This is a genomic window from Streptomyces sp. NPDC046727 (genome assembly GCF_040645635.1).
In the GTDB taxonomy this organism is placed as follows: domain Bacteria; phylum Actinomycetota; class Actinomycetes; order Streptomycetales; family Streptomycetaceae; genus Streptomyces.
In genome coordinates this window covers 100,750-126,074 of sequence record NZ_JBEYYR010000002.1, presented here as the reverse complement: position 1 = coordinate 126,074, position 25,325 = coordinate 100,750, and the positions used below count along the sequence as shown (strand labels likewise).

Sequence of the window (25,325 nt, the reverse complement as noted above, 5' to 3'; positions counted from 1 at the left end):
TCCAAGGTCCTTATACGGGCAGGAAGTTGATCGGGTGGCTGTCGGTCGCCCACAGATACTGCACCGCGTACGCCCGCCAGGGGCGCCAGTTCTCCACGCGGGCGGTGAGCGCGGCCGGGGTGGACGGCAGGCCCAGCTCCTTTGCGGCGCGCCGGATGCCGAGGTCGGTGGGCAGGAACGCGTCGGGGTCGCCGAGGGCCCGCATGGCGATGACGTCCACCGTCCACGGCCCGAAGCCGGGCAGCGCGAGGAGCCGGGCGCGGGCCTCTGCCCAGTCGGCGTCCACACCCAGGTGAAGGTCGCCGTCGGCGAGTTGACGGACGAGGGTGAGGAGGGTGGTGCGCCGGGTGCGGGGCATGGCCAGGGTCCCGGGGTCGACGGCGGCCAGCGCCTCGGGCGACGGGAAGAGATGGGTGAGGCCGCCCTCGGGGTCGTCCAGGGGCTTGCCGTGCGCGGTGACCAGGCGGGCGGCGTGGGTGCGGGCGGCGGCCGTGGAGACCTGCTGCCCGAGCACGGCCCGGACGGCGAACTCGGCCTCGTCCACGGTGCGCGGTACCCGGCGGCCCGGGGCCTGGTCGACCAGGGGGGCGAGCACCGGGTCCGTGCGCAGCCGGTCGTCCACGGCGACCGGGTCGGCGTCCAGGTCGAGCAGGCGGCGGCAGCGGCTGATGGCCACGGTCAGGTCGCGCAGATCGCTCAGGGTGAGCCGGCAGGCGATGTGGTCGGGGCGGGGTGAGAGGGCGACGATGCCGTGGCCGTACGGCAGCCGCAGGGTGCGCCGGTAGGCGCCGTCGCACCACTCCTCGACGCCGGGTACGGCGGTGGCGGCGAGGTGGCCGAAGAGGTTGGACGGGTTGAGCGGCGCGCGGAACGGCAGCCGCAGGGTGAGCACGCCGGGGGTGCCCGCGCCGCTCCTGGGCGCCCGCGCGCGCAGCTCGCTCGGGGACAGCGCGAAGACCTCGCGAACGGTGTCGTTGAAGGTGCGGATGGAGGAGAAGCCGGCCGCGAACGCGATCTCCGCCATGGGCAGCGGGGTCGTCTCGATCAGCAGCCGCGCGGTCTGGGCGCGCTGGGCTCGGGCGAGCGCGAGGGGGCCGGCGCCCAGCTCGGCGAGCAGCTGCCGCTCCACCTGCCGGGTGCTGTAGCCGAGCCGGGCGGCGAGTCCGGGCACGCCCTCGCGGTCCACGACACCGTCGGCGATCAGCCGCATGGCCCGGGCCACCAGGTCGGCGCGCAGGTTCCACTCCGGGGAGCCGGGGCTGGTGTCGGGGCGGCAGCGCTTGCAGGCCCGGAAGCCGGCCTGCTGGCAGGCGGCGGCGCTCGGGTAGAAGGTCATGTTCTCCGGCTTGGGCGGCACGACCGGGCAGCTCGGACGGCAGTAGATCCGGGTGGTGAGGACGGCCGTGAAGAACCATCCGTCGAACCGCGCGTCCTTGGACTGCACGGCGCGTACGCAGTGCTCCCGGTCGAGGTGCATCCCTGTCTGCATACGTCCAGCATCGGGCACCGGGGGCACGGCCGCTGGCGGAATTCCGACACGTACGTGGGCCTGGCCAGGGGCCCGGCCGATTCATGCCGGGTGTGTGGCCGGGGCGCTCCGCTGCCGGAACCCGGCGATCCACTCGGCGGTGGTGCGCAGCCCGCCGAACGTGTAGAAGTGCACCTTCACCGTGCCGTGCCGGGCGGGGTCGTAGTGGTCGGCCAGCGTGTGCAGGAAGCGGTCCGGGCCGGTCGTGCCCATGAGGTTGGTCAGCGAGAACCCGTACTTGCGGGCGACGGAGGCGCTAGTGCCGACGCCGAACCGGGTGGCGTAGCCCAGCAGCCGGCGTACACCGGCCGGTCCGGGGACGCCGATGCGGACAGGCAGGTGCACGCCCCGGTCGCGCAGGGCCTCCAGCCAGCCGAGGACCGGGTCGACGTCGAAGCCGAACTGGGTGATGACGTCACCGGTGAACCGGTCGGCGCCGATGGCCGCCGCCTTGTCCGTGAGCGCCGACCACAGGGTCCCGTCGGCTATGCCGGGGTGGCCCTCGGGGTAGCCGGTGATACCGACGTGCCGGACGCCGTGGTGGCGCAGCAGCCCGGTGCGCAGGACGGCGAGGGCGTCCTCGTAGGGACCCTCGGGCCGGGCGGGGTCGCCGCCGACGACGAACACGTTCTCGGCGGTGCCGTCGGCGGCGAGCCCGGCGAGGAACTCCTCCAGGGCGGGCCGGGAGGGCAGGCGGCGCGCGGAGATGTGCGGTACGGGGACGAAGCCGAGCCGTTTCACCGCGCGGGCGGCCGTCAGCCGGGTGGCGGTGTCCTCGCCGGCCAGGAAGGTGACGTTGATCCGGGTGCCCGGCGGGATGCTGTCGCGCGCCTCCTCCAGCCTGGGCACGTCCTTGCCGGTCATCTCCAGCGAGAAGTCGTCGAGCAGCGCGGCGGCGTGCGAGCGGGTGGCACCGCCCTCGGGCGCGTCGGTGAGAGCGGGGTTCATGGTGCTCCTGGTGCTTGCTCGTCGTGCTGCTCGTGCCGGTCGGTGGTCCGGCCCGGCCGATGATGCCATGCGGGCCGCGACGGCCCCGGGCCAGGGGCGCCGGACCCGGTTTATGGACCTGTGGACCGGGCCGTGTTTGGCCCTGGCCACCGGACCAAGCACGGGGCAGGGTGAAGGTGTTCCCGATCATCGAGGAGGTCCCGTTGAGCTTTTCACCGAACCCCGGATCCGGAGCGGTGGTGGCGTGACCATGCGATTCCGGCACGCGGACGCGGTCTGGGCCGCGTACCCCGAACTGTCCGCCGGCGCGCTGTACGCCGCCGGCGTCGGCGCCCCCGCGGACACCCGTGAGCGCGCCGCCGCGTACACCGCCCGGGCCGTGGCCCGGCTGGAGCGGGCCACCGAGGGCGAGTTCCCCGAGGTGCTGGCCTGGCGGCGGACCTTCACCCGGATGGGCGTGAAGCCGACCCAGTACCGGTCCGCCTCGGAGTCCCTGCTGCGCCGGCTGCGGAAGGAGGGCGAGCTGCCGCGCATCCACCCGCTGGTGGACCTGTGCAACGCGATCTCGGTGGCGTACGCGGTGCCGGTCGCGGTCCTCGACGTCGACCGGGTCACCGGGCCGCTGCTGGAGGTCCGCCCGGCGCGCGGGGACGAGACGTACACGCCGTTCGGCGGGGGCGTCGAGCATCCCGCGCCCGGCGAGGTGACCTACGCCGACTCCGCGGGCCGGGCGCACGCCCGCCGCTGGACCCATCGGCAGAGCGGGCACTCGGCGGTCGGCGCGCACACCGGCCGGGTGCTGGTGGTGGCTGAGGCGATGCACGACGGCGGCGCGGATGTCGTGGCCGAGGTGCTGAAGACGGTCGAGGAGGAGGTGGCGACTCATTGGGGAGCCACCACCGGCACGGCGCTCCTCGGCCCGGCCACGCCCGAGTTCACCTTCGACACCTGACAGTGCCTCGCGGGCACGTGACAGCATGAGCAAGGTGGACGAGGGGCGGGGCACAGCGGGCACGGGGGACACGCCGACGCGAGGCTCCGACTTCCTCCAGCTGGCCGTCGCCGACGTGCCCGCCGGCGGGAAGGCGGAGTGGCTGGCCGGACGGCTGCGGCAGGCGATAGCCGACGGCCGGCTGGCGCTCGGCAGCAGACTCCCGCCGACCCGCGTGCTCGCCGCTGAGCTGCGGGTCTCCCGGGGAGTGGTGACCGAGGCGTACCGACGACTCGCGGAGGACGGCCAGGTGGCGGGCCGCCGACGCGCGGGAACGGTGGTGGTCGCGGCACCGTTCGTGAGTGGCGTGCCGACGGTTCCCGACGATGGGCGGGGGAAGCGGGGGGCGCCGGGTTCAGGGAACGCGGGGCATGCGGGCGGCGCCGGCCGCACTGACGGAGGCGGCCTCTCGTGTGCCAGTGGCCGTGTTGCAACCGGTGCTGTCGGTGGGCCTGTTGCGGACAGCGCCCTCAGCGGCCCCGTCGCCCCCAGCCCCCTCGACGGCCCCGTTCTTCCCGATTCCCTCGGCGGCCCCACTGCCCCCGGCACCCTCTTCGTCGGTGAACCCGGGGCCGAGGTGTTCGATGCGTTGCGGGCCGTGCCGGCCGTCGTCGACTTCACCCCCGGCCGTCCCGACCTCACCACCTTCCCCCGGTCCGCCTGGCTGCGGGCCGAGCGGGCCGTGCTCGCCGAGTTGTCCGCCGAGCACCTCGGCTACGGCGACCCGCGCGGCGCGCCCCGGCTGCGGCGGGCCGTCGCCGACTGGCTCGCCCGGGTGCGGGGGGTACGGGTGGAGCCGGACGCGGTGCTGATCGTCGCGGGCACCGCGCAGGCGCTCACGCTGCTGCACCCGGTGCTGCGGGCGGACGGCGTCGACGCGGTCGCGGTGGAGGATCCGGGCTCGCTCGGAGCCCGCCAGCACCTGCGGAACGGCGGCCTCGCCACCCCGCCGGTGCCGGTCGACGAGGAGGGCGTACGGGTCGACGCGCTCCGGGCGACCGGCGCCCGCGCGGTCCTGCTCACGCCCGCCCATCAGTTCCCGACCGGCGTGGTGACCAGCGGCGAACGCCGGCGTGAGCTGCTGGAGTGGGCGCGGGACGGCGGTCTGATCCTGGAGGACGACTACGACGCGGAGCACCGCTACGACCGGCCCCCGGTCCCCGCGCTGCGCGCTCTGCTGGCCGACCGGGTCTGCTACCTGGGCAGCGTGTCGAAGCTGCTCGCACCGGCGCTGCGGATCGGCTGGCTGGTGGCGCCGGCCCGGCACCGCGCCGCGCTGGTCGACGCCAAACGCTTCAACGACCTGGGCAACGCGGTGCTGCCGCAGCTGGTGCTCGCCCGGCTGATGGAGTCCGGTGAACTGGAGCGGCATCTACGGCTGTTGCGCGGGCGGCACCGCAGGCGCCGGGACGCGATGATCGCCGCCCTCGCCGAGCACCTCCCGGGCGCACGGGTGCACGGTGCCGCGGCGGGCCTGCATCTGACGGTGACGTACGCGTCGGACGTACCCGACACCGCGTTCGCCGCGGCGGCACTCGCCCGCGGTGTGAAGTGCCAGCCGCTCTCCTGGCACCGGCAGTTGCCCGGCCCGCCCGGTCTGGTCCTCGGCTACGCGGCCACCCCGCCGGGTGTCGTCGCCGAGGGCGTGGCGCTGCTCGGCAGTACCTTGCGCGCGCTGGGCTGACCGGCGGCCTGCCGGGGCCTCAGCCCACCGCTTCCTGACGGGACGCCAGCGCCCAGATCACGAAGACGTCGATCGCTATCATGACGAACGACCAGATGGGCTGGTACGGCAGGAAGAGGAACTGCGCGATCAGGCTGAGCGAGGCCAGGAACAGACCGGCGAAGCGGGCCCAGGTCATGTCCTTGAGCAGGCCGATGCCGGTCACGAGGACCAGGGCGCCGATGACGATGTGGATCACGCCCCAGCCGGTGAGGTTTATCCGGTAGACGTAGTTGCCGACGAGGGCGTAGACCTCGTCCTTGGCGACGGCGGCGATCCCCTGGAGGATGGCGAGGATGCCGCTGCACACCATCAGGGCTCCGGCGAAGGTGACGCCGCCGGTCACCCATCCGGCACCGCGTGCCGTGGGCTGCCGCGGCGGCCACGAGCCGCCCGAGGTGTCCGGTCCGGTGGGTTGCGCTGCCTGGCTCATGAGTGGTCCTTTCCGTCTCCCCGCGCGTGCCGTACGCACGTCTCCCGCGGGGTGCACACGGGCACTCCGAGCGTTGGCCAGCCGACCGCCGTACGCACCGGGAACTACTCCGTTCGGGTGACCCGGTAAATCGGTGTCGTCCACGGCTGATGCATCAGTAGATTCGTTCCGTCATGAGGATGCGCATTCTGAAATTCGGCCTGTACGCGGACGAGCAGGGGCTGGCCTGGGTCAGGGAACTCGTCGACCGGGCCGTAGGGCTCCAAAGCGCCCGGATCGTCGGGGCGGACGTGGTCCGCACCTACGCTGACAGCGACCTGACGACCGCTGAAATGTACGATTTCCTGGCGGAACAGTGGGCCGTCGAGCATCCCGGCCGGAGCGGCGGCGAGCGGGAAGCGGTGGAGCTGCGCGTCCGCCTGGTGTGTTCCCTGCGGACGTGGCGCGCGGTCCGCAAGACTGTGATCAAGACGCTGTGCCCGGAGGGAATGGCGCCCCACGCGTGCCGGGTGCCGTGGTTCGCCGCGTGATGGGTCAGTCTCGCTGTGGTTCCGGTCGGCCGAGTTGCCGGGCGAACGCCTCGTACGCCCGGTCGTCGAAGAGGACGAACCGCACCTCTTCGACGGCGGTCGGCGTGTTCCGCACCGTCTCCACCGCGATGCGCGCCGCATCGTCCATCGGCCACCGGTACACACCGGTGGAGATCGCCGGGAACGCGACCGTCCTGGCGCCCAGCTCGTCGGCCACGCGCAGCGATTCCCGGTAGCAGGAAGCCAGCAGGGCAGGGTCGCCGCCGGACGCCTGGTACACCGGGCCCACGGTGTGGATCACCCAGCGGGCGTCCAGTTCGCCCGCCGTGGTGGCGACCGCCTGGCCGGTGGGGAGGCCCTTGCCGTACCGGGAGGCGCGCAGGGCGCGGCACTCCTCGAGGATCGCGGGGCCGCCACGGCGGTGGATCGCGCCGTCCACGCCTCCGCCGCCGAGCAGGGAGGAGTTTGCGGCGTTGACGATCGCGTCGGCGCTCTGCCGGGTGATGTCGCCCTGGACGAGCGTGATGGTGGTCATGTCTGTCTCAGTCTCCGCCAGACGGCCTTCGCCGCGTTGTGCCCCGACATGCCGTGGACCCCGGGTCCGGGCGGGGTGGCCGAGGAGCAGATGAACACGGCCGGGTGGGGCGTGTGGTACGGGAACAGGGACAGTCTGGGGCGCAGCAGCAGCTGGAGTCCGGAGGCCGCGCCGCAGGCGATGTCGCCGCCGACGTAGTTGGCGTTGCGGGCGGCCATCTCGGCGGGGCCGGCGGTGGCGCGGGCGAGCACGAGGTCACGGAAGCCGGGGGCGAAGCGTTCCAGTTGGCGTTCTATGGCGTCGGTGAGGTCGCCGGACCAGCCGTTGGGCACATGGCCGTACGCCCAGAAGACGTGCTTGCCCTCGGGGGCGCGGGTGGGGTCGGCGACGCTGGGCTGCACGGTGATCATGAACGGCTTCTCGGGGGCGCGGCCCTCGCGGGAGGCGGCGCGCAGAGCGGTGCCGATCTCGGCCTGGTTCGCACCGATCTGGACGGTGCCGGCGGCGCGGGCCTCGGGCGCGGTCCAGGGCACGGGGCCGTCCAGCGCGTAGTCGATCTTGAAGACGCTGGGGCCGTAGCGGTAGTTCGCGTAGTGGTCGCCGAAGCCGGCGATCCGGGCGAGCGCGGCGGGTGAGGTGTCGAAGACGTACGCGCGGGCGGGCGGCAGGTCGTCCAGGCGCTTGACCTCGAAGTCGGTGTGCACCTGACCGCCGAGGTCCGTCAGGTAGGCGGCGAGGGCGTCGGAGATGGACTGGGAGCCGCCGCGGGGCACCGGCCAGCCGCGGGCGTGCGCGGACAGCGCGAAGACCAGTCCGATGGCGCTGGTGGCCAGGCCGTCGAGCGGTGCCATCACATGGGCGACGAGGCCGGCGAAGAGGGTCTTGAACCGCTCGTCCCGGAAGCGGCGCATCAGCCAGGTGGACGGCGGGAGCCCGGCCAGCCCGAAGCGGGCCAGGGTGACGGGGTCGCGCGGGAGCGCGGTCAGCGGCAGGGACATGAAGTCCCGCACGAGGGTGTCCCAGTGCGCGAGGAGCGGCTCGACCATTCTGCGGTACGGCCCCGCGTCGCGCGGCCCGAAGGAGGCCGCGGTCTCGGCCACCGAGCGGGACAGCACGGCCGCGGTGCCGTCCGGGAACGGATGCGCCATGGGCAGCGGGGCGTGCAGCCATTCGAGGCCGTACCGGTCGAGCGGCAGGGCGCGGAACGCCGGGGAGTTGATGCCGAGGGGATGGGCGGCCGAGCACGGGTCGTGCCGGAAGCCGGGGAGGGTCAGTTCCTCGGTGCGGGCGCCGCCGCCCACGGTGGACTTCGCCTCGAACAGGGCCACGGAGAAGCCGCGGCGGGCCAGCTCCACGGCAGCGGTCAGTCCGTTCGGCCCCGCACCCACCACGACCGCATCGAGCATCGACGGCACCTTCGGACCCCTTCGTCAGCCGATGGCCATTCGGGATCAGGATATGCCGCGGGACCGACACTCCCCCGGCCCGGGTGGCACCGGGGTGTTCAGGACGCGGTGCGCAGCAGGTCGGCGACCCGGCGGGCGGTGGCGGCGTCCCGGGCGGCGGTGAACGGCAGTGCGTTGCCGCCGGTGACGCGGAACGGCTCGCCGGTCAGGGTGAGGTGCGTGCCGCCCGCCTCCTCGACCAGGAGCAGGCCGGCCGCGTGGTCCCAGGCGGCCTCCCAGGAGAACGCGACGGCGTCCAACTCGCCCCGGGCGACGGCGAGATACTCCAGGCCGGCGGAGCCGCAGGGGCGCGGGGCGAGGCCGTCGGTCCACAGGGCGCGCAGGGCGCGCTTCTGCTCGTCGGTGGTGTAGTCCGGGTGGGAGGTGGCGACGACGAGGTCCCGGCCGGGCTCGGGCGGGCCCGCGACCAGCCGCTCGCCGTCGAGGAAGGCGCCCCGGCCGCGGACGGCGGTGGCGAACTGGTCGCGCGCCGCCGCGTAGGTCCAGGAGGCGATGACGACGCCCCGCCGGACGAGCGCCACCAGGGTGCAGAAGCCGTCGTCGCCGTGCACGAACTGGCGGGTGCCGTCGACCGGGTCGATGATCCAGACCGGGGCGTCGCCCTGGAGCGCCTCGTACACCGCCGGGTCGGCGTGCACCGCTTCCTCGCCGATCACCACCGAGCCGGGCAGCAGGGCGCCGAGGTCCTCGGTGAGCCGCAGCTCGGCGAGGCGGTCGGCGTCCGTCACCAGGTCGTGCGGGCCGCTCTTCTGGTCCACCTCGTGCGCGGCGAGGCGGCGGAAGCGGGGCAGGATCTCGGCCGCGGCGGCCTTGCGGACCGCTTCCTCCACGTCGGCCGAGCAGCGGGCGAGAAACTCCTCGATGGTCTCCGTTTGTTCGATCATGTCTCCTATGAGAGCACGCCCCTCTGACAATCCCCGCCCCGCGGGTGTACGCGAGGTGGAATCGGGATGAAGAGCGGGGATCCCGGTGCGGCCGTCAGCGGCCCACCGCGTACCCCTGCATCCCCCGCGGGTTCGCCGCCGCCGACAGGACGCCGGTCTCCGGGTCGCGGGCCACGACGCACAGCCGTCCCTCGGACCAGGCGGGGCCGACGGTGACGTCGTGGCCGCGCCGGCGCAGTTCCTCGGTCACCTCGGGGGCGGTGCGGGACTCCAGGGTGACGCTGCCGGGGCGCCGGCCGCGCGGGTGGAAGGAGCTGGGGAAGCTGTCGTTGTGCCAGTTGGGGGCGTCGATGGCGCCCTGGAGGTCGAGCCCGCCGCGGACGGGGGCGCGCAGGGCGGCGGCCAGGAAGAAGTGCAGCTGCCACTGGTCCTGCTGGTCGCCGCCGGGCGTGCCGAACGCCATGACCGGCACGCCGTCGCGCAGCGCGAGGGACGGGGTGAGGGTGGTGCGCGGGCGGCGGCCCGGGGTGAGCGAGTTGGGCAGCCCCTCCTCCAGCCAGGCCATCTGCAGGCGGGTGCCGAGCGGGAAGCCGAGTTCGGGGACGACGGGGTTGGACTGGAGCCAGCCGCCGCTGGGGGTGGCCGCGATCATGTTGCCCCAGCGGTCGACGACGTCGAGATGGCAGGTGTCGCCGCGGGTCGTGCCGTCGGCGGCCACCTGGGCCTCCCCGGTCACGTCCGCGAGGGCCGGCGCGCCGGGCAGCCGGGCGACGGTCGGCTCGCCGGCGCCCATCGGGTCGAAGCCGGGCACCGCGCCGTCAGGCACGCGCGCGTGTGCCTGCGCGGGCAGCCGCGGGGTACGGCCGCCGGGGCTGCCGGGGCGCAGCTCGAACGAGGCCCGCTCACCGACGAGAGCCCGCCGCGCGGCGTTGTAGTCGTCCGACAGCAGCTGCGCGAGGGGCACCTCGGCGGCGTCGCCGTACCAGGCCTCGCGGTCGGCCATGGCGAGCTTGCAGCCCTCGATCAGCAGGTGGACGTAGTCGGCGGAGCCGTGGGCGGGCAGTTCGGGCGGGAGCAGGGCGAGCTGCTGGAGCAGCACCGGGCCCTGGCTCCAGGGGCCGGCCTTGCACACGGTCCAGCCGTTCCAGTCGTACGTCACCGGTGTCTCGTACGTCGCCGACCAGCCGGCCAGGTCGGCCTCGGTGAGCGTGCCGGTGTGCCGTTCGCCGCTGGTGTCCATGGTGGGCCGCCGGGACTGCCGTACCAGGGCCTCGGCGATGAAGCCGGAGCGCCACACCTCGCGGGCGGCGTCGATCCGGGCCTCCCGGCCGCCCGCGCGGGCGGTCTCGGCCAGCAGCCGCTTCCAGGTGGCGGCGAGGGCGGGGTTGCGCAGCAGCGCGCCGGGCCGCGGCGCCCTGCCGCCCGGCAGGTACAGCTCGGCCGACGAGGTCCACTCGGTCTCGAACAGCCGCCGTACGCTCTCGACGGTCGCGCCGACGTTCTCCACGGGCGCGTGCCCGTGTTCGGCGTATCCGATGGCGTACTTCAGGACGTCGTCCAGGGACTTGGTGCCGTGGTCCCGCAGGAGCAGCAGCCAGGCGTCGAAGGCGCCGGGCACGGCGGCGGCGAGCGGTCCGGTGCCGGGTACGAGGTCCAGCCCGAGCCCCCGGTAGTGGGCGACCGTGGCGCCCGCCGGGGCCACGCCCTGCCCGCACAGCACCCGCACCGTGCCGCCCGCCGGGGCGAGCAGGATCGGCACCTCCCCGGCCGGCCCGTTGAGGTGCGGCTCCACGACGTGCAGCACGAACGCCCCGGCCACGGCCGCGTCGAAGGCGTTGCCCCCGTCCTCCAGAACGGCCATCGCCGACTGGGAGGCCAGCCAGTGGGTGGAGGACACCATGCCGAAGGTGCCTTGGAGGGTGGGCCGGGTGGTGAACAACAGCGTGCTCCTCGGCTCGGGGTACGTCTCCCGGGTGATCGTACGGACGTGATCGCCGCCGGGGGAACACCACGGCCTCGCCCCGCGTTGATCTCGTGCGGCAGGAACGGAGGCCCAGGCAGTGCATGGTGAGTACAAGGTGCCCGGCGGGAAGCTCGTCGTCGTGGACGTGGACGTCGAAGGCGGTGTGCTGCGGCACGTGCGCGTGGCGGGTGACTTCTTCCTGGAGCCGGACGAGGCGTTGGACGCGATGAACCGGGCGCTGGAGGGCGCGCCCGCGGACACCGACGCGGCGGGGCTGGCCGCGCGGATCGACGCGGCGCTGCCCCCGGGGACGGTGATGTACGGCCTGACGTTGGAGGGCGTCGGCGTCGCGGTGCGCCGCGCGCTCGCGCACGCCACGGACTGGACGGACTACGACTGGCAGCTGATCCACGAGGCCCCACAGCCGCCGGCGCTGCACATGGCGCTGGACGAGGTGCTGACCGCCGAGGTGGCCGCGGGCCGGCGGCCGCCGACGCTCCGGGTATGGGAGTGGGGCGGCCCGGCGGTGATCATCGGCAGCTTCCAGTCGCTGCGCAACGAGGTGGACCCGGAGGGCGCGGCCCGGCACGGCATCGAGGTGGTGCGTCGGATCTCCGGCGGCGGCGCGATGTTCGTGGAGCCGGGCAACACGATCACGTACTCGCTGTCGGTGCCGGAGGCCCTCGTGCAGGGCCTGTCCTTCCAGGACAGCTACGCCTATCTGGACGACTGGGTGCTGGGCGCCCTCGGCGACATGGGCATCCGGGCCTGGTACCAGCCGCTGAACGACATCGCCACGGACCAGGGCAAGATCGCGGGCGCGGCGCAGAAACGGATCGTGGGCGAAGGCGGCGGGCCCGGTGCCGTGCTGCACCACGTGACGATGTCCTACGACATCGACGCCGACAAGATGGTCGAAGTGCTGCGGATCGGGCGGGAGAAACTGTCCGACAAGGGGACGAAGAGCGCGAAGAAGCGGGTCGATCCGCTGCGTCGGCAGACGGGGCTGCCGCGCGAGGCCGTCATCGACCGGATGATCGAGTCGTTCCGGGGGCGGTACGGCCTGACGCCGGGCAAGATCACCGGGGAGGAGCTGGCCCGGGCGGAGGAGCTGGTGCACACCAAGTTCTCGTCGCCGGAGTGGACGGCGCGGGTGCCGTAGCAGCCGGTCGCGAAGGGGCATAACGGGCAGAGCAGTACGTCGTGAACGCGCTGACGTGACCGCGCGGGTACGCAGCGAGTTGGCACTTCCGCCCCACAGGCAGTCGTGTGACACTGTCGTCCCCGTCCACCATGCGGACCCCCTCCGCACCCCCTCCCCCACGAGAAGTGCGCTGTGCGTTCCCTTCCTCTGCCGCTCACCCTCACCGCGCGGCTGTCGCCGGTCGCGGTCATCGCCTGTGCCGGCTGGGCGCTGACGTCCGGTCCGGCCGCGCCTCCGGCCGCCGCCGGGCACCAGACGGCCCAGAAGACGCCCGCCGGGTCCTCCGCCGCGGCCCCGTCGTCGTCCGCCTCGGGGACGAAGACGTACACCACCGCGCCCGCCCCCTGCTCCGGCGTGCCCGCGGCCACCGTCAAGTCGCTGGTGCCGGGGGCGAAGACGGCCGGCAAGGAGATCCCGTCGACGGACACCGCGCTGCGCCGCACCTGCTCCTGGAACGCGCTCCAGGGGTACGACTACCGCTGGCTCGACGTGTCGTTCGAGATCCGTGAGTCGGACCAGGAGGCGAAGAAGGAGTACGAGCAGCGGGTCGCCGAGAAGAGCGGCGGCGGGGCCGTCCCGGGGCTCGGGGACGGCGCCTACTCCGTCGTGAACCTCACCACGGAGGACAAACAGCAGACCCGCGAGGGCGTGGTGCTGGCCCGTGTCTCCAACGCCCTCGTCGTCGTCACCTACAGCGGCAGCGACTTCGAGACCAAGAAGGCCCCCGGCACGGACGAGATCAACAAGGGGGCCATCAAGGCCGCGAAGTCCGCGGTCGCCGCGCTGGACGCCGGCCAGGGCTGAGCCCCCGTGGGCCGGTGCTCAGTCCGCCGGCTCGGGTTCGTCCTCGACGCCGCGGACCTCGAAGCTGATCCGGGGGCCGAGTTCGACCCGGTCGCCGTTGCGCAGCCGGACGGCCCGGTCCGGCACCAGGACACGGTCGTTGACCCGGGTGCCGTTGGTCGCGCCCTGCGCGACCTCGGTCACCCAGGCCGCGCCCTCCGCGGAGTGCACGACGGTGGCGTGCCGGGCCGAGACGGTCTCCTCGTCGGCCAGGACCGCCGACGCCTCGGGGGCCCAGCTGCTGCTGCGGCCCAGCCGGAGTTCCCCGCCGCGCGGCACGTCGAGGTGCCGGCCGCCGGCCCGGAACACCAGCCGCAGCACACCGCCCGGCAGCCGCTCGGACCGCCCGCCCGCGCCGTCCCGCGCCGGCGCCCCGAGCCGTGACAGGCACCCGGGGCATTTGGCCGTACCGGCCGGGACGACCCGCGCGCACACCGGGCACCGCTCGCCGACGGGCGGCGGGGACGGGCGGGGCGGGCTGTCGGCCACGGAGGAGCGGGTGACGGTCTGCCAGTCGTCGTCCCAGTCGTCCTCGTCATCCCAGTCGCCCGCCCGCGACAACGGCGTCTCCCTTCTTCAGCACGACCGTCGACTCCACCCGCCCGCTGTCCGCCTCGTGTACGTCCGTCACCACGACCGTGGTGCCGGGCCCGAGGTCGGAGGCGGCGAACAGCTCCCGGGCGAGCGGGTTGATCAGATGTGTCTCCAGCACCATGCCGATGCCCCGGCCGCCGTTCCACTTGTCCCGGGTGCAGTGTTCGAGGAGTTCGCTCCGTGCCCTGTCCTCGATCCGCAGGTCGAGTCGGTGCGTCTGGGCCAGCTGGCGCTGGATGTTGCGGACCTGGAGATCGAAGATCCGCTCGGCGACGTCGTCGGAGATGAAGTCGAAGACGACGACGTTGCCGCCGATCCGGTTCATCAGCTCGGGCCGGCCGATGACCTGTTCGAAGTGCTTCTTGACGTTGTCCCGGACGGTGGCCTCCAGCTCCTTGTACGGCGTGCCGGGTGCCACGATCCACTCGCGCTCCCCGGTCTCCGGGTCCGTGCGCTGTACGCCGAGGTTGGAGGTGAAGATGAGCACGCACTCGCTGAAGTAGGTGGTGACACCCTGCCCGTCGGTGAGCCTGCCGTCCTCCAGCACCTGGAGGAACTTGTCGAGGATGCCCTTGTCGGCCTTCTCGATCTCGTCGAAGAGGATGACCCGGAACGGGTTCTCCCGTACGGCGGAGGTCAGTTCGCCGCCCGCCTCGTAGCCGACGTAGCCCGGGGGCGCGCCGACGAGCCGGTCGGCGGAGTGCGCGGCCGAGAACTCGCTCATGTCGAAGCGGAGATACGCCTGGTCGCTGTCGAAGAGGACGGAGGCCACGGCCTTCGCCAGTTCCGTCTTGCCGGTTCCGGTCGGCCCGGCGAAGAACAGCACACCGCGCGGCCGGTGCCCGGGGCTGGTCGCCTGCGCCCCGGACAGGCCCAGCGCGGCACGCTTGAGGATGTCCAGGGTCATCGCCACGGCCGCCTCCTGCCCCAGCACCCGCCGGGGGATGGACCGCTCGTTGCGGCGGTCCTCACCGGTCAGGATGCGCTGCCGGATCTCGTCGCGGCTCCAGGGGTTCTTCTCCACGCCCAGCCGGTAGATCCGTACGGCGTCGGGCATGGCGGCGAACGGCAGGCCACGGGAGCGGGCGAGCTTCACGCTCTCCTCCATGGCGCACAGGCTCAGTCCGGTGGCCGCGCGGGCGAACGCGCCGACCGCCTGCCGCGTCTCCTCGGAGTCCGGTTCGTCGGAGCCGCCGCGGATGCCGTGTCCGGCGTACCGCTCGTACCTGCGGTGGAGGAGGCGGGCCATGGTGGTGCGTTCGTCCGCGTCCGGCTCCGGCACGGCGACCGCGCGGATCCGTTCGCTGCCCGAGACCAGCCATGCGGGGATGTCCCGCTCGCCGTCGGCCAGCCAGATCACCGGGTTGAACAGGCCCGGCCCCATCGGTACGACGCCGGTGCCGGTCCGGGGCGGCAACGGCTCGGCCTCCTCGGCGAGTTTGAGGCAGGCGAGGAAGAAGTCCCGCTCGTCGGGTGTCGGCCGGGACGGATCGGTGAGGATCCGGGAGGCGTGGTCGATCACCAGGGCGACCCGCAGCGGCCGTAGCCGGCGGCCGTCGCGCACCATCTCGTCCCGCTGCCGCGCCCACCCGTTGGTGATGTTCCGCATCCGGTCCAGCACGGTCTGGCGTTGCCGGCCCGACGCCTGGCCGGGGAACTCGCCGGGCCCCTGGAGCAGTTCCGCCACGGCCGCCTGGGTGTCGCCCTCCCCGGCCTCCATCACGCGGAAGCCGCTGACCTGGTCGCACAGCACCAGCGCCTCGTACCCCTTCTTCCGCAGCGGGTTCCACAGCACGTCGAGCAGCGAGCGGAACTCGTCGCGGCCGCGCCGGCGCACCAGGTGCAGATCACGGATGTTGCCGTGCAGGACGTACTGCGCGTGCACGCCGAGTGTCCCGGTCAGCTCCTCCACGAAGGGCGGGAGCCGGTCTTCCTTGGACAGGTCCATCGTTCCTCCCCGATGCGCGCTGTTCGGGGCCGCGCGCCGGCCTTGGGTGTGGCGGTGTTCTCGGCGTGCACAGCGGTGGCCGCCGTGCGTGGCGGATGCCGCCGGGAGCGGCAGCGGTCGCCGTGCCCGGTGGCATTCGCCCGGTGCTCAGCGGCGGCCGTCGCTGTCGACGGTCCGGTGCCGGGGAGCCGTCGAGGGCGGTACGTCCTGGCGCGCGCCGGCGGCCCGGTCGGCCTCGTCGAACAGCTCGTTGGCCACCAAGGCGTCCTCGCCCAGCACCCCGGGCAGCGCCCCTTCGGTGCTCTCGAGCGTGAACTCCAGGCCCAGGCCCAGCGCGCCGGTGATCTCCTGGAACTGGGTGAGCCGGGCCTGGGTCTCGGCGCAGCGCTCGTCGTCCAGGGCTCGCTGCCCGGCTGTCCGCTCGCCCGGCCCGCCCAGGTACATGGTCGCCACGCTGAGGCGGCCGTCGATCAGGGTCGCCCGGAGCCAGTGGCCGGGATCCCAGCCCTCCGGTGTCCAGTCGATGCGGATCTCCTGCCCCTCGGGCCGTCCGGCACCGGCCTGCCCGCCGAACCTCGTGGCCAGCTCGGCGACGGCGGCGGCGCACTGCTGCCGGACGTAGATCGCCTCCAGGGCGCGCAGTCGCTCGTCCACCCGGCGTTCGACCAGCTCCCGTTCGGCCGGGGTGAGCGGGACGCCCTCGTCCAGGGTCCGCCGGAGCAGCGCCACGGCGTCCGGTGCGGGGGCGAGGTCCTCGGCGTCCTCCGGGGTCCTGTACACGAGGAAGTCGTAGTGGAGCGCGGCGCGTTCCTGGGCCTCCCGGGTCTCCTGCGCCTGCTTGTTGGCGTCCCGGACGAACTTGCGGGCCTCGGTGAGGTGGATGCGCGCCCGGCGGGGGTCGTCGGCGGCGCGGCGTACGGCGTGCCGGACGGCCTGCGCGGCGAGTTCGGCGGCCTCGGCGGCGGCGTACGGGTCCAGGGTGCCGAGGATCTCCGCCCCGGTGCGGCGGACCTCCTCGGGGTCGAGCGCCGTGGGGGTGCTTCGGCCGGCGGGCTGCCGGGGCAGCTGCCGGAGCTCGGCGTCGGCGGTGCGGTCCGCGGTGAACCGCCGCAGCGCGCGCTGCCGGCTCTCGGCCAGGGCGCGCTGCCAGTCGTCGTCCTGGTCGTCGTCCAGCCGCAGCTGGGCGGCGAGCCGCTGCTGTTCCCACGCGGCCTGCCGTTCCTCCGCGCGGTGCAGGGCCGCCTCGGCGCGGGCCATCTCCTGGCGCAGTTCGCCCAGTCGTTCCCCGACGGGTGTCAGCGGCGGCGGCACGTCGGGGGACGGCGGGGGTCCCGGCGGGCCGCCGCGGGCCGCGGACCGCGCCACCCTGGCCAGCAGGGCGTGCCTGCGGGCGTTGAGCCGGGCGGCGGCGAGCGCGGCGGCCTCCCACTGCTCCGCGGCCGTGGCCGCCAGCTGCTGCTGCAGTTCCAGGCACCGCTGTTCCTCCGCGGCCCGTACCGCCGCCGCGGCGAGCAGCCGGGTGCCGAGCAGGGCGGCCCGCCCGACGAGCAGGACGCCGCTGAGGGAGCCGAGCGCCTGGAGCGCGGCGTCCGCGGCCTGGTGGACGGCGTGTCCGGCGGCGTCGGCCAGGTGGGCGGAGGCCTGCCCGGCCGCGTCGTGCAGGTGCAGCATGCCGGTGTGCGGCAGCGCCGCGGGGTCGACGGGCGGCGGGGGCGGTGCGAAGTGCACGGCGGGTGCCACCGTCTGGATCGTGGGCAAGGCGAGCCCCGAACTCATGCCTGGTCTCCGTTCGTGTCGGTCCTCGTCGCGGACTCCCGGCGAGCCGCCCGCCGCGCCCGGTACGCACGCCACGGCCGCCGTACGTCCCAGCGACGGGCGCCCTGCTGTGCCGGCTCCGCACGCCGCCGGGGCCACCGGCCCCGGCCCGCCCACCACGCCCGGAACGCACGCCACCATCGCCGTACGTCCCAGCGACGGACGCCCCGCTCCCCGCCCTCCGCACGCCGCCAGGGCCACCGGCATCGTGCCCGGAGGTCACGCAACCGGTGCCGCAGGTCCCGGCCGTCGGCCCCGTCGGGCTGCCCGCCCTGCCACGGGCGGCCGCGGCGGCGGGCCTCGCGCCGGGCCCGGCGGTCGTGCCGCAGGCGCCGCCACGCCCAGCCGCGGCGGATGCTCCACGCGGCGACGGCGGCGGCCGAGGCGAGCGGCCACAGCCACGGCGCGGCGGCGATCGCGTAGATCCCGAGGGCACCGGCGAGGAGGAGCAGCACCGCCCCGATCCAGAGCCCCAGCCGGGTGCGGGCCAGCCGGCCGGGTCGCTCCGCGGTGCGGATCAGGAGACCCGCGAGCGATCGGGTGGGGTGGTAGAAGGGCGGGCCGATGTACACGGCGGTCCACATCTCCACCACGAAGACGAACGCGGCGGCGGGCAGCGCCTCCAGCCAGGCCGTGACGACCGCCTCCTGGGAGGCGCGGCCCAGTACGTCCGCGAGGCCGATGACGAAGGTCCAGGGGGCCGTGACGACGACGGCGCCGAGCAGGGCCCAGCCCAGCGTGGGCAGGCGGTCCATGCGGCGCAGTACGGCGGTGAGTCCGTCCTGGTCGGCCGCGAACACCCGAGCGCGTTCCTCCTCGGCACGCCGGGTGCGCAGCGCCTGCGACTCCTCCTTCGCCCGGCGGCCGAGCAGGAGGGCGACGACGAGGCGCACATCGTCGTCCTGGGAGAAGAGCAGCGCGTCGAACCACGGCACGCGTTCCGGGAATTCCTCGCGGATGCCCAGCAGCCTTCTGGTGAGCTGCTCCCTGGTGCGTTCCGGTTCGCGCGCCAGCTGGAGCAGCCAGGCGTCCACCGCCACGGTGCGCCGCAGCTCGGCGCGGTCCCGGCGGTCGCGCCGCAGCTCCCTCACGGTCGGCGCCCACCGGGCGCGCAGGACGCGCCAGGCCGCGTCGGTCTCGTCCAGCCCGTGGCCGCCCGGCCGCCGGGCGAGTTCGCTCAGCACCTCGGGGTGGTCCGCCAGATGCCGGAGCAGGGCGACCGCGTCGGCGTGCCCGTCCCTGGCCCCCTGGCACAGCCGGCGCATGTGCTGCGCGTCCAGGGGGACTCCGTGCCACGAGACGTCCAGGCCGGGACCGAGCCAGTTCAGGAGCCGTACGACGACCCCGACCGAGGGCGGCTGCGCCAGATCGGTCCGCAGCTCGGCGAGCCGGCCCAGTTCCTCGGTGCTGCGGTCGCCGACGGTCTCGAACTGGGTCAGCCACTGGACCAGCCGGGCCCGGTCGTCGTCGTCGGCCAGCATGCGCGCCGCCGAGACGTGGTTCTGGTCCAGGTGGACGGCGAGCCGTTCGGTGCCGGTGAACTCCTGGCCCATGAACGGGAAGGGCTGGAGCACGGGGCGGGCGGGGTCGTCGGGGAAGATCCGCCCGTCGGTGCGCGGGGCGACGTCGGGGTCCTTGCCGTCGAGCCAGTCCCGTACCTGCGCGGCCTGCCAGCGGTGCTCCGGGGCCCGGGTGAGCAGGCCCTCGCAGAGCAGGCGGGTCCTGCGGTGCGTGATGCCCCGGAGGTCGGGGTCGTGCGTGGCGATCTCGGCGAGCACGTCCTCGTCCCTGCGGAACTCGATGGGGTGCCTGCCGAGGGCCAGTTGGGCCACGACCATGCCGAGCGACCACCAGTCGCCGGCCTCGGAGACGGTCTGCCGGAGCAGTCCGGCCTCCGGCGCGAGGTAGAGGGGCTTGCCGCGCCAGTCGGTGCGGGGTTCGAGGGCCTCGTCGGGCCGGTGGACGGCGGCGCCGAAGTCGACGAGGACGAGGTCGGCCGTGTCGCCGCGGCGGGTCTGCACCATGATGTTGTCGGGGGTGATGTCCCGGTGGACGACGCCTCGTCCGTGCAGGGCGGTGACGGCGTCGTGGAGCTGGCTCACCACCGCCCGGACGGCGTCGGGGGGCAGGCCGTCGGGGTGGTCCTCGTGGTACTTGTCCAGGGTCTCCTCGCCGTGGGACCAGTACAGGTGCCAGGGGTGTCCGTGCGCGTCGCCGGTCTCAAGGAGCCGTTCCAGGTGGGGGGTCGGGCGCTCGCCGAGTTCCCGCAGCTCGTGCTCCACGTTCGGGTCGGGGGCGTGCAGCCGGTGGTACCACTTGAGGACCAGGGGTATCTCCGCCGGGCCATGACGTGCGGTCAGGTCGCGGACGCGCAGGACGACGGCCTCGGCGGGCCGCCGCGCCTCGGCGAGCACGGCGACGAGCGGGAACCGGTCCGCGAGGCCGGGCGGCACCTCGGCGCTGACCGGGCGTGTCTCGACGGCACGGGCGTTGCTGAATCCCCCGTCCGCGGGCTCGACGAATCGGGTGGGCGGAGTGGTCGTCATCTGCCGGCCTTCCGGGAGACGCGCTGGGTGGACCGGGGGTCCGCAAGGCGGGGCGAACCGGCCCGGCGCGCGGGCCGCGGGACGAAGAAGATATCCCGATTCCCTTCGGGCGACGGGGAGTTTGCGGGATCTTCAGGGAACCCCCGGCCGGGGCTACCATGCGCATCATGCAGCCCCTGCCCTCGCACGACAGCCTCGTCGCCGAACTCACGGAGCTGAGGCCGCGCGGCCTGCCCGGGTTGCGCCACTGCACCAGGGACGCGCTGCGCCAGGCCGCGGTCGCGGCGGGTCTGTGCTCCGGGCCGGACGACGAACAGACCGGCATCGAGGAGCTGTTGGGCGCGGCGGTGCGGTGGCTGGCCGGGGGGCTCCCGGTGCGGGACGACGACTCCTGCGATCCGCTGGCCCGCGCCGCCGCCCACTCCTTCGGGCTCCTGCCCGCGCGCCGTGGGGTTCCCGGCACCGACCGCCGCAAGGCCGCGGCGGGTGTGTACGGCGTGACCACCGAGCGCTTCCGCAAGAGCCAGGAGCGCGAGGTCGTCGCCGAACTCGCCGCGGCGGTCCTGGTCGTGGCCCGGGAGGCGGTCGCCGGGGAGGGCGCCGGCCGACGCGACGGCGTCGTACGGGAGGCGGTGCGCCCGGCGCCGGCGACGCACGCGGCCCTCGGGGCCGGTCTCCGGCTCCCGCGTCCCCCGCGCCCGGGTGCCCGGCCGGCCCCCGCCGCCGCCGCGGGCCGGATCTCCGTCCGGGTGTGCCCGATCGAGGAGGTGCGGGACGTGGACATCCTGGTCTCCTCGGAGAACACCTATCTGGAGATGTCCAAGACCTTCCGTCCGACCGTGTCGGGCGCGCTGCGGCGGGCCGCCGCCCTCCGGGACGCCACGGGCGAGGTCGTGGACGACGTCCTGGCCCGGGAGCTGAACGTGTGGCAGCGCAGGCACGGCAGGGCGGGCACGCCCGTGCGGCCCGGCACGGTCGTCGCCACGTCGTCCGGGGCGCTGGCCGCGCAGGGGGTACGGCGCATCCACCACGCGGCGATCGCCACCCCGGTCGGCGACGGCGACCGCTACCACGTGTCCCCCGCCGCGCTGGGCGAGGCGGTGCGCGCGTCGTTCGAACTGGCCCGCCACGAGAGCGAGTTCCTCTCCCTGCCGATGTCCTCGATCTGCTTCCCGCTGCTGGGCAGCGGCCGGGGCGGGCTGCCCGTGGAGACGGTGGCCCGCCGGCTGCTCGACGCGATCCGGGAGGAGCTGCGCCGGGACCCGTCCTGGTCGGTGCTGCTGGTCACGCCGGAGGAGAGCCACGCGCGGCTGCTCATCGCCGCCAGCTCCGCTCCGTGAGGGCCACCCCGTCCTGCCTCAACCGCCGCTCCAGAGCGGCGAGTTCGCCGCGCAGCGGAACGCCGTGGAGGCGCAGCCGCCCGCCCTCGCCCGGGGCGACCTGCAGCCGCGGGCCCGCCGGCTCCCGGTTCTCGTACGGGGTGTAGCGGACGGCGCCGAGCGGGGTCAGCGGGACGATCCGCTGATTGGCGGATCCGCGCCAGGCCAGCCGGGTGGGTTCCGCCACCCGGAACCGGCCGGTGATCACGGCGTCCGCGCCGGCGAGGGCGGTCCGCCGCTCCGGTGTCAGCTCCTCGGGCTCGTACCCCGTGTACACGAGTAGGTCGGCGGGGTGGGGCCCGGCGCTCCCCTCGCGGCGCCGGACCCCGTCCCGCAGGCGGGCCGCACCGGCCAGGAGTTCCGCGAGCGCCGCCGCCTGCTGCAGGGGCTCGCCACCGCTGACCGTGAGTCCGTCCGCGCCGTCGGCGAGGGCCCGCCGCCACAGCGCGAGCACCTCGGAGACCGTGCCGCGCGTCCCCGCCTCCGGGTCCCAGGTGTGCCGGGACATGCATCCGGCGCAGGCCAGCGTGCAGCCCTGGAACCAGATGCCGAGCCGTTTTCCGGGGCCCAGCGTTTCCAGCGGGTAGTGCGTCCCGTCGAGGCGCAATTCCACGGCATCTCCTCCTCGCAACGGCTTGGAGTATCCAGTGCGCCGAGGGGCTCCCGCAATTGCCGGAAGGCCTTCATCCGGCTCTGCTCCGGTCGGTATCCGGTTGTTTTCCGGAACACCACAAAGATTGATCGGTTTCCCCCAACTCAGCTGCCCCGGAGGGGGTTTTGCTCCGCTACTCTCTCCCCATCGCGGCGCCTTCCCATCCGGACCGCCGCGACGAATGGGGGACTTCGAAAATGATCAACAGGGGTCGAATAAACGTCCGGATTCGACGACTGAAAGCCGGGCGCCTCTCATCGGCACGCGCCCGGTTTCACGGCCGCCGGGACGCGGCCGGCCTCCGGGAATTCCTGGCGGACGCGGAGGCGGGCGGCACACCGGCCGGCGACAGCCTGCCGCCGTACATTCTGGGCCTGCGCGTGCAGGTGGGGCGCAGCACCGCTCGGCTGCGTTCCCGGACGCTCGCGGCGCACCGCGCGCTGCACATCCGGATCCAGGCCGAGTCGGTGCGGGTGGTGACCCAGTACACCGTGCGCGGCGAGCCGGCGCCGGCCGCGCTCGCCCGGTTCGGGCAGATGGTCGGCGAGTGGCGTTCGGCAGCCTCCGTCTGCCGTCAGCAGGCCCAGCAACTCGCCGACCAGGCGAACCAGTTGATCGCCTGCTACTGGGACGCCGCCTGGACCCGCACCCAGCGGGACGGCCATGTCAGCGAGCCGCGGCCCACGGGCTGGCTGCCGGGGCAGATCACCCTGGACAGCACCTGGGCCCGTCTCGACGACGGTCTGCTCAGCGACCGCTGGTACGCCTCGGACCGGGCCGGGCGCGACGCCGACCCGTCGGCCGTCGCCCAGGCGCTGCACATCCTCGACCACCAGGCAGCGCGCGGCCGTTCGGAGCCGGCGCGCGGCGGCGACGCCAAGAGCGGCGCCCGCCGGGGATGACCCGCCCTTCTCCGCTCCCCCGTCTCCCAGGAAGGCCAAGGAACGTCATCGTGCATCACTCGGCCAGGACCGGTCACCGGTCCACCGCTCGTGCCGCCCGCCGGATCGCCGCCGTCGTCCCGCTGGTGTGCGCACTCGCCGCTCTCGTCTCCTGCACCAAGCAGGAAGAGGCCCTCACCACGCCCTGCGGGGTGGTCGTCGACGGTTCGGGGTCGGCCGCCGCGGTGAAGGAGGGCTTCGACTCGGAGGCCAAGCTCAAGGACAGCCTCATCGAGTTCCTCACCGACCAGAAGTGCGGAACCGTCGACTTCGCCCCCGTCACCCGCTCCTCACGCAGCTCCTCCTGCCGGCAGGGCCAGGTGGACCTCGACCCGCCGCACGACGCGAACACCGACCAGAAGGCGCAGCGGGCGGGCGCCCAGCGGGACGCCGCCGTCGCCGCCCTCGCCGAACTCAGGTGCGCGCGCAAGCAGAACGGTTCGGACGTGTGGGGTGCGCTGGCCCGTATCGGGGAGGCCGTGCCCGACGACGGCAAGGCGCCGAAGCTGCTCGTCGTGAGCGACTTCGACCAGGCCGACCCGGAGTTCGCCCTGTCCCATCAGGACCTCGGCAGCGAGTCCGGGCGGGCCAAGGTCATCGACTCGCTCGTCAGGAAGCGGGGTCTGCCCGGCATCAAGGGGATGGACGTCTTCCCCGTCGGGCTCGGCATGCAGTACTCGGCACAGCCCAGCGAGGCCGACGACTTCGAGTCCTTCTGGGTGGAAGCGCTCGAAGGGAGGGCGAAGGCCCATGTCGACAACCAGTACAAGCGCTGACGCTCCGCAGCCACGGCGCCGGCGGCTCACCCGCCAGGTGCCGCTCCCCGGGCGGACGGCACAGCAGACCGCCCGGCCCGCGCCCGGCACGGCCCCCGGCGGGCTCGCCGGCCGCCGGCCCCTGGTCCTGGACGCCGGGGACGGCGGCGGCCTGCTCGCCGACGCCCGGAAGCGGGGCCGGGAGGCGGGCAAGAAGAAGACGCTGGACCCGTGGGTGCTGGGCAGCGGCGACCGGCTGCCCTACTTCGCGGAGCTGGCCTCCCTGCGGGACGCCGTGGTCCACCGGATCGAGGAGGACCTGCACCTGCGGGAGGAGCAGGCACGGCTGCAGGACGCCCAGGCCGTCTCCGGCGTGACGGCGGGCCAGGTGGAGACCCAGCTGCTCGACGAGCGGCTGCGGGAGGCCGACCAGGCCATCCAGGCGGCCAGGAGCCAGCTCGACCTCCTCGCGATCCGTTCCTCGCGCTGGCTCCGCTTCCGGGACCGGCTGCGCGAACGGGTGGAGGAACGCTGGCTCCGCGCCCGTTTCCCCGACCCGTCCGGACGGCCGGCGGGCCGTACCCCGGACCCGGCCGGACCCGGCGTCGCGGAGGACGGACCCGACCGGGCGGAGGGCACGGACCCGGGCGACGACTGGCAGTCGGTGTCCACGCCGAGCACCGCCCCGGACGACACCTCGTACACCGCGCTGCGCGAGGAGTACCGCGCCGCGCGGCGGGAGACCGCCCACACCGAGTCGGGCGAGGGCTGGGAGGGGCTCCAGGTCCGCCCCGGTCTCCCCCGGTGGCTCAACCTGGCCCTGCTGATCGTCATCATGGCCGTCGAAGTGCCGGTCTACTGGGTCGCCTACCAGCCCTTCCACGGGGTCGGCAGCACGGGCGGGGACGTGCTGTCGGGCACGCTCGCCGTCTCGTCCGCCGTCATCATGCTGATCCTGCCGCACCTGGCGGGGCACATGCTGCGGTGGCGCTCGGCGACCGGATCGCCGCGCAGCGGCTGGCTGCCGTCCCTGTCGCTGCTCGGTGTGTGGGGCGGCCTGACCTGGCTGCTCGGCACGCTGCGCGCCAAGTTCGTGATGCAGCACGACACCCCGGCCGCCGCCGGCAGGGACACCGCGGGCTTCCGCGGGCTGGGCGGCTCGTCCGCCGACACCACGAACCTGGTGGACAAGCTGCACCTGACGACCCAGACGGTGACCTGGCTGTTCTGCGCGCTGCTGCTGCTCTCGGGCGGTGTCGGGTTCCTGCTCGGCCTGTTCCGGGAGCACCCGTTCCTCGACGCCTACCGCACGGCGTTCGAACGGCGCACGGAGCTGCAGCTGCGGCGCGAGCAGAGCCTGGCGGCCACCGAGCGGGCCCGGGCCACCCAGCAGACGGCCGAGTCCCGGCAGAACGACCGCAGGGAGGCCGCGAACGCGCGGATCGCCGCGGCCCGCCAGCTGTACGAGGCCGCCGCCCACGAGTATCTCGACGGGGTGATGGCGGCCTCGAAGGATCCCGCCGTCACCGAGTCGGCGATGCGCCTGACCCGGGACTGGCCGCTGCTGCCCGCCCCGGTCCCCCGGAACGGCTGAGGGCGGCCCGCGGAACCGCCCCGGCCCCTCTCGGGGGGCCGGGGCGGTCTCGT

The 25,325-nt window shown here is 74.3% G+C and carries 21 protein-coding genes; 9 read left to right on the top strand and 12 right to left on the bottom strand.

The genetic code is table 11. The features are described from left to right. Window positions 1-10: 10 nt before the first annotated feature. Both ABZ937_RS02715 and ABZ937_RS02710 read right to left on the bottom strand, forming a co-directional pair. Window positions 11-1,489 carry an AlkA N-terminal domain-containing protein gene (locus tag ABZ937_RS02715; protein WP_361684909.1) on the bottom strand — a complete coding sequence of 493 codons (1,479 nt, stop codon included), beginning with the start codon at window positions 1,487-1,489 and terminating at the stop codon, window positions 11-13. Between the two features lie 81 nt (window positions 1,490-1,570). Beyond that, on the bottom strand, window positions 1,571-2,476 hold the full coding sequence (locus ABZ937_RS02710; RefSeq protein ID WP_361684908.1) for a methylenetetrahydrofolate reductase: 906 nt from the start codon (window positions 2,474-2,476) through the stop codon (window positions 1,571-1,573). A gap of 250 nt (window positions 2,477-2,726) precedes the next feature. Between ABZ937_RS02710 and ABZ937_RS02705 the strand changes: the two genes are divergently transcribed. After that, window positions 2,727-3,428 carry a phenylalanine--tRNA ligase beta subunit-related protein gene (locus ABZ937_RS02705; protein ID WP_361685405.1) on the top strand — a complete coding sequence of 234 codons (702 nt, stop codon included), beginning with the start codon at window positions 2,727-2,729 and terminating at the stop codon, window positions 3,426-3,428. Between the two features lie 25 nt (window positions 3,429-3,453). Continuing rightward, window positions 3,454-5,151 (top strand): PLP-dependent aminotransferase family protein, encoded by a 1,698-nt coding sequence (locus ABZ937_RS02700; protein WP_361684907.1) that lies wholly within the window; start codon window positions 3,454-3,456, stop codon window positions 5,149-5,151. Window positions 5,152-5,170: 19 nt separating this feature from the next. Here the strand turns inward: ABZ937_RS02700 and ABZ937_RS02695 are convergent, their stop codons facing one another. After that, window positions 5,171-5,623 carry a hypothetical protein gene (locus ABZ937_RS02695; protein ID WP_361684905.1) on the bottom strand — a complete coding sequence of 151 codons (453 nt, stop codon included), beginning with the start codon at window positions 5,621-5,623 and terminating at the stop codon, window positions 5,171-5,173. A gap of 179 nt (window positions 5,624-5,802) precedes the next feature. Between ABZ937_RS02695 and ABZ937_RS02690 the strand changes: the two genes are divergently transcribed. Next, complete coding sequence (locus tag ABZ937_RS02690) at window positions 5,803-6,153, top strand: hypothetical protein (RefSeq protein ID WP_361684903.1); 351 nt, start codon at window positions 5,803-5,805, stop codon at window positions 6,151-6,153. Window positions 6,154-6,157: 4 nt separating this feature from the next. Here ABZ937_RS02690 and ABZ937_RS02685 read toward each other — a convergent pair whose 3' ends face one another. The 4 genes from ABZ937_RS02685 to ABZ937_RS02670 all read right to left on the bottom strand — a co-directional run bounded on the left by ABZ937_RS02685 (window position 6,158) and on the right by ABZ937_RS02670 (window position 10,977). Then, window positions 6,158-6,688 carry an O-acetyl-ADP-ribose deacetylase gene (locus tag ABZ937_RS02685; protein WP_361684901.1) on the bottom strand — a complete coding sequence of 177 codons (531 nt, stop codon included), beginning with the start codon at window positions 6,686-6,688 and terminating at the stop codon, window positions 6,158-6,160. Then, window positions 6,685-8,094 carry an NAD(P)/FAD-dependent oxidoreductase gene (locus ABZ937_RS02680; protein WP_361684899.1) on the bottom strand — a complete coding sequence of 470 codons (1,410 nt, stop codon included), beginning with the start codon at window positions 8,092-8,094 and terminating at the stop codon, window positions 6,685-6,687. The genes ABZ937_RS02685 and ABZ937_RS02680 overlap by 4 nt, the downstream gene beginning before the upstream one ends. 98 nt (window positions 8,095-8,192) lie before the next feature. Further along, entirely contained in the window at window positions 8,193-9,038 is an 846-nt protein-coding gene (locus tag ABZ937_RS02675; protein ID WP_361684898.1) for an inositol monophosphatase family protein, read from the bottom strand. Window positions 9,039-9,132: 94 nt separating this feature from the next. Then, on the bottom strand, window positions 9,133-10,977 hold the full coding sequence (locus ABZ937_RS02670; protein ID WP_361684896.1) for a gamma-glutamyltransferase: 1,845 nt from the start codon (window positions 10,975-10,977) through the stop codon (window positions 9,133-9,135). Window positions 10,978-11,098: 121 nt separating this feature from the next. Between ABZ937_RS02670 and ABZ937_RS02665 the strand changes: the two genes are divergently transcribed. Continuing rightward, entirely contained in the window at window positions 11,099-12,163 is a 1,065-nt protein-coding gene (locus ABZ937_RS02665; protein WP_361684894.1) for a biotin/lipoate A/B protein ligase family protein, read from the top strand. Between the two features lie 174 nt (window positions 12,164-12,337). Further along, window positions 12,338-13,009, top strand: a complete 672-nt coding sequence (locus tag ABZ937_RS02660) for a hypothetical protein (protein WP_361684892.1) — start codon at window positions 12,338-12,340, stop codon at window positions 13,007-13,009. 18 nt (window positions 13,010-13,027) lie between these two features. On the opposite strand, the gene ABZ937_RS02655 is transcribed toward ABZ937_RS02660, so the two are convergent. The 4 genes from ABZ937_RS02655 to ABZ937_RS02640 all read right to left on the bottom strand — a co-directional run bounded on the left by ABZ937_RS02655 (window position 13,028) and on the right by ABZ937_RS02640 (window position 19,951). Then, window positions 13,028-13,609 carry an FHA domain-containing protein gene (locus tag ABZ937_RS02655; protein ID WP_361684890.1) on the bottom strand — a complete coding sequence of 194 codons (582 nt, stop codon included), beginning with the start codon at window positions 13,607-13,609 and terminating at the stop codon, window positions 13,028-13,030. Beyond that, window positions 13,584-15,590: an AAA family ATPase gene (locus ABZ937_RS02650; RefSeq protein ID WP_361684888.1), complete on the bottom strand. Its 2,007-nt coding sequence runs from the start codon at window positions 15,588-15,590 to the stop codon at window positions 13,584-13,586. Before ABZ937_RS02650 ends, ABZ937_RS02655 begins: the two co-directional genes overlap by 26 nt. Window positions 15,591-15,737: 147 nt before the next feature. Then, on the bottom strand, window positions 15,738-17,366 hold the full coding sequence (locus ABZ937_RS02645) for a hypothetical protein (RefSeq protein ID WP_361684886.1): 1,629 nt from the start codon (window positions 17,364-17,366) through the stop codon (window positions 15,738-15,740). Continuing rightward, on the bottom strand, window positions 17,363-19,951 hold the full coding sequence (locus ABZ937_RS02640; RefSeq protein WP_361684884.1) for a protein kinase: 2,589 nt from the start codon (window positions 19,949-19,951) through the stop codon (window positions 17,363-17,365). Before ABZ937_RS02640 ends, ABZ937_RS02645 begins: the two co-directional genes overlap by 4 nt. A 167-nt stretch (window positions 19,952-20,118) precedes the next feature. Between ABZ937_RS02640 and ABZ937_RS02635 the strand changes: the two genes are divergently transcribed. Next, complete coding sequence (locus ABZ937_RS02635) at window positions 20,119-21,291, top strand: macro domain-containing protein (RefSeq protein WP_361684882.1); 1,173 nt, start codon at window positions 20,119-20,121, stop codon at window positions 21,289-21,291. On the opposite strand, the gene ABZ937_RS02630 is transcribed toward ABZ937_RS02635, so the two are convergent. Further along, complete coding sequence (locus ABZ937_RS02630; RefSeq protein ID WP_361684880.1) at window positions 21,266-21,943, bottom strand: 4Fe-4S single cluster domain-containing protein; 678 nt, start codon at window positions 21,941-21,943, stop codon at window positions 21,266-21,268. The two genes, ABZ937_RS02635 and ABZ937_RS02630, sit on opposite strands and share 26 nt — an antisense overlap. 236 nt (window positions 21,944-22,179) lie before the next feature. Here ABZ937_RS02630 and ABZ937_RS02625 point away from each other — a divergent pair, with 236 nt between their 5' ends. From ABZ937_RS02625 to ABZ937_RS02615, 3 genes are read left to right on the top strand one after another with little or no spacing between them, the layout of a single operon-like run. Continuing rightward, window positions 22,180-22,884: a hypothetical protein gene (locus ABZ937_RS02625; RefSeq protein WP_361684878.1), complete on the top strand. Its 705-nt coding sequence runs from the start codon at window positions 22,180-22,182 to the stop codon at window positions 22,882-22,884. A 50-nt stretch (window positions 22,885-22,934) separates the two neighbouring features. After that, window positions 22,935-23,699 carry a hypothetical protein gene (locus ABZ937_RS02620; protein WP_361684876.1) on the top strand — a complete coding sequence of 255 codons (765 nt, stop codon included), beginning with the start codon at window positions 22,935-22,937 and terminating at the stop codon, window positions 23,697-23,699. Next, complete coding sequence (locus tag ABZ937_RS02615; protein ID WP_361684874.1) at window positions 23,674-25,272, top strand: hypothetical protein; 1,599 nt, start codon at window positions 23,674-23,676, stop codon at window positions 25,270-25,272. Before ABZ937_RS02620 ends, ABZ937_RS02615 begins: the two co-directional genes overlap by 26 nt. The last annotated feature ends 53 nt before the right edge of the window (window positions 25,273-25,325 follow it).

Excerpts from the sequence above, each read along its gene's own strand:
- ABZ937_RS02615 (WP_361684874.1), top strand. The coding sequence starts at position 23,674 with ATGTCGACAACCAGTACAAGCGCTGACGCTCCGCAGCCACGGCGCCGG.
- ABZ937_RS02695 (WP_361684905.1), bottom strand. The coding sequence starts at position 5,623 with ATGAGCCAGGCAGCGCAACCCACCGGACCGGACACCTCGGGCGGCTCG.
- ABZ937_RS02700 (WP_361684907.1), top strand. The coding sequence starts at position 3,454 with ATGAGCAAGGTGGACGAGGGGCGGGGCACAGCGGGCACGGGGGACACG.
- ABZ937_RS02640 (WP_361684884.1), bottom strand. The coding sequence starts at position 19,951 with ATGACGACCACTCCGCCCACCCGATTCGTCGAGCCCGCGGACGGGGGA.
- ABZ937_RS02705 (WP_361685405.1), top strand. The coding sequence starts at position 2,727 with ATGCGATTCCGGCACGCGGACGCGGTCTGGGCCGCGTACCCCGAACTG.
- ABZ937_RS02635 (WP_361684882.1), top strand. The coding sequence starts at position 20,119 with ATGCAGCCCCTGCCCTCGCACGACAGCCTCGTCGCCGAACTCACGGAG.
- ABZ937_RS02645 (WP_361684886.1), bottom strand. The coding sequence starts at position 17,366 with ATGAGTTCGGGGCTCGCCTTGCCCACGATCCAGACGGTGGCACCCGCC.
- ABZ937_RS02625 (WP_361684878.1), top strand. The coding sequence starts at position 22,180 with ATGATCAACAGGGGTCGAATAAACGTCCGGATTCGACGACTGAAAGCC.
- ABZ937_RS02710 (WP_361684908.1), bottom strand. The coding sequence starts at position 2,476 with ATGAACCCCGCTCTCACCGACGCGCCCGAGGGCGGTGCCACCCGCTCG.
- ABZ937_RS02715 (WP_361684909.1), bottom strand. The coding sequence starts at position 1,489 with ATGCAGACAGGGATGCACCTCGACCGGGAGCACTGCGTACGCGCCGTG.
- ABZ937_RS02680 (WP_361684899.1), bottom strand. The coding sequence starts at position 8,094 with ATGCTCGATGCGGTCGTGGTGGGTGCGGGGCCGAACGGACTGACCGCT.
- ABZ937_RS02650 (WP_361684888.1), bottom strand. The coding sequence starts at position 15,590 with ATGGACCTGTCCAAGGAAGACCGGCTCCCGCCCTTCGTGGAGGAGCTG.
- ABZ937_RS02690 (WP_361684903.1), top strand. The coding sequence starts at position 5,803 with ATGCGCATTCTGAAATTCGGCCTGTACGCGGACGAGCAGGGGCTGGCC.
- ABZ937_RS02675 (WP_361684898.1), bottom strand. The coding sequence starts at position 9,038 with ATGATCGAACAAACGGAGACCATCGAGGAGTTTCTCGCCCGCTGCTCG.
- ABZ937_RS02685 (WP_361684901.1), bottom strand. The coding sequence starts at position 6,688 with ATGACCACCATCACGCTCGTCCAGGGCGACATCACCCGGCAGAGCGCC.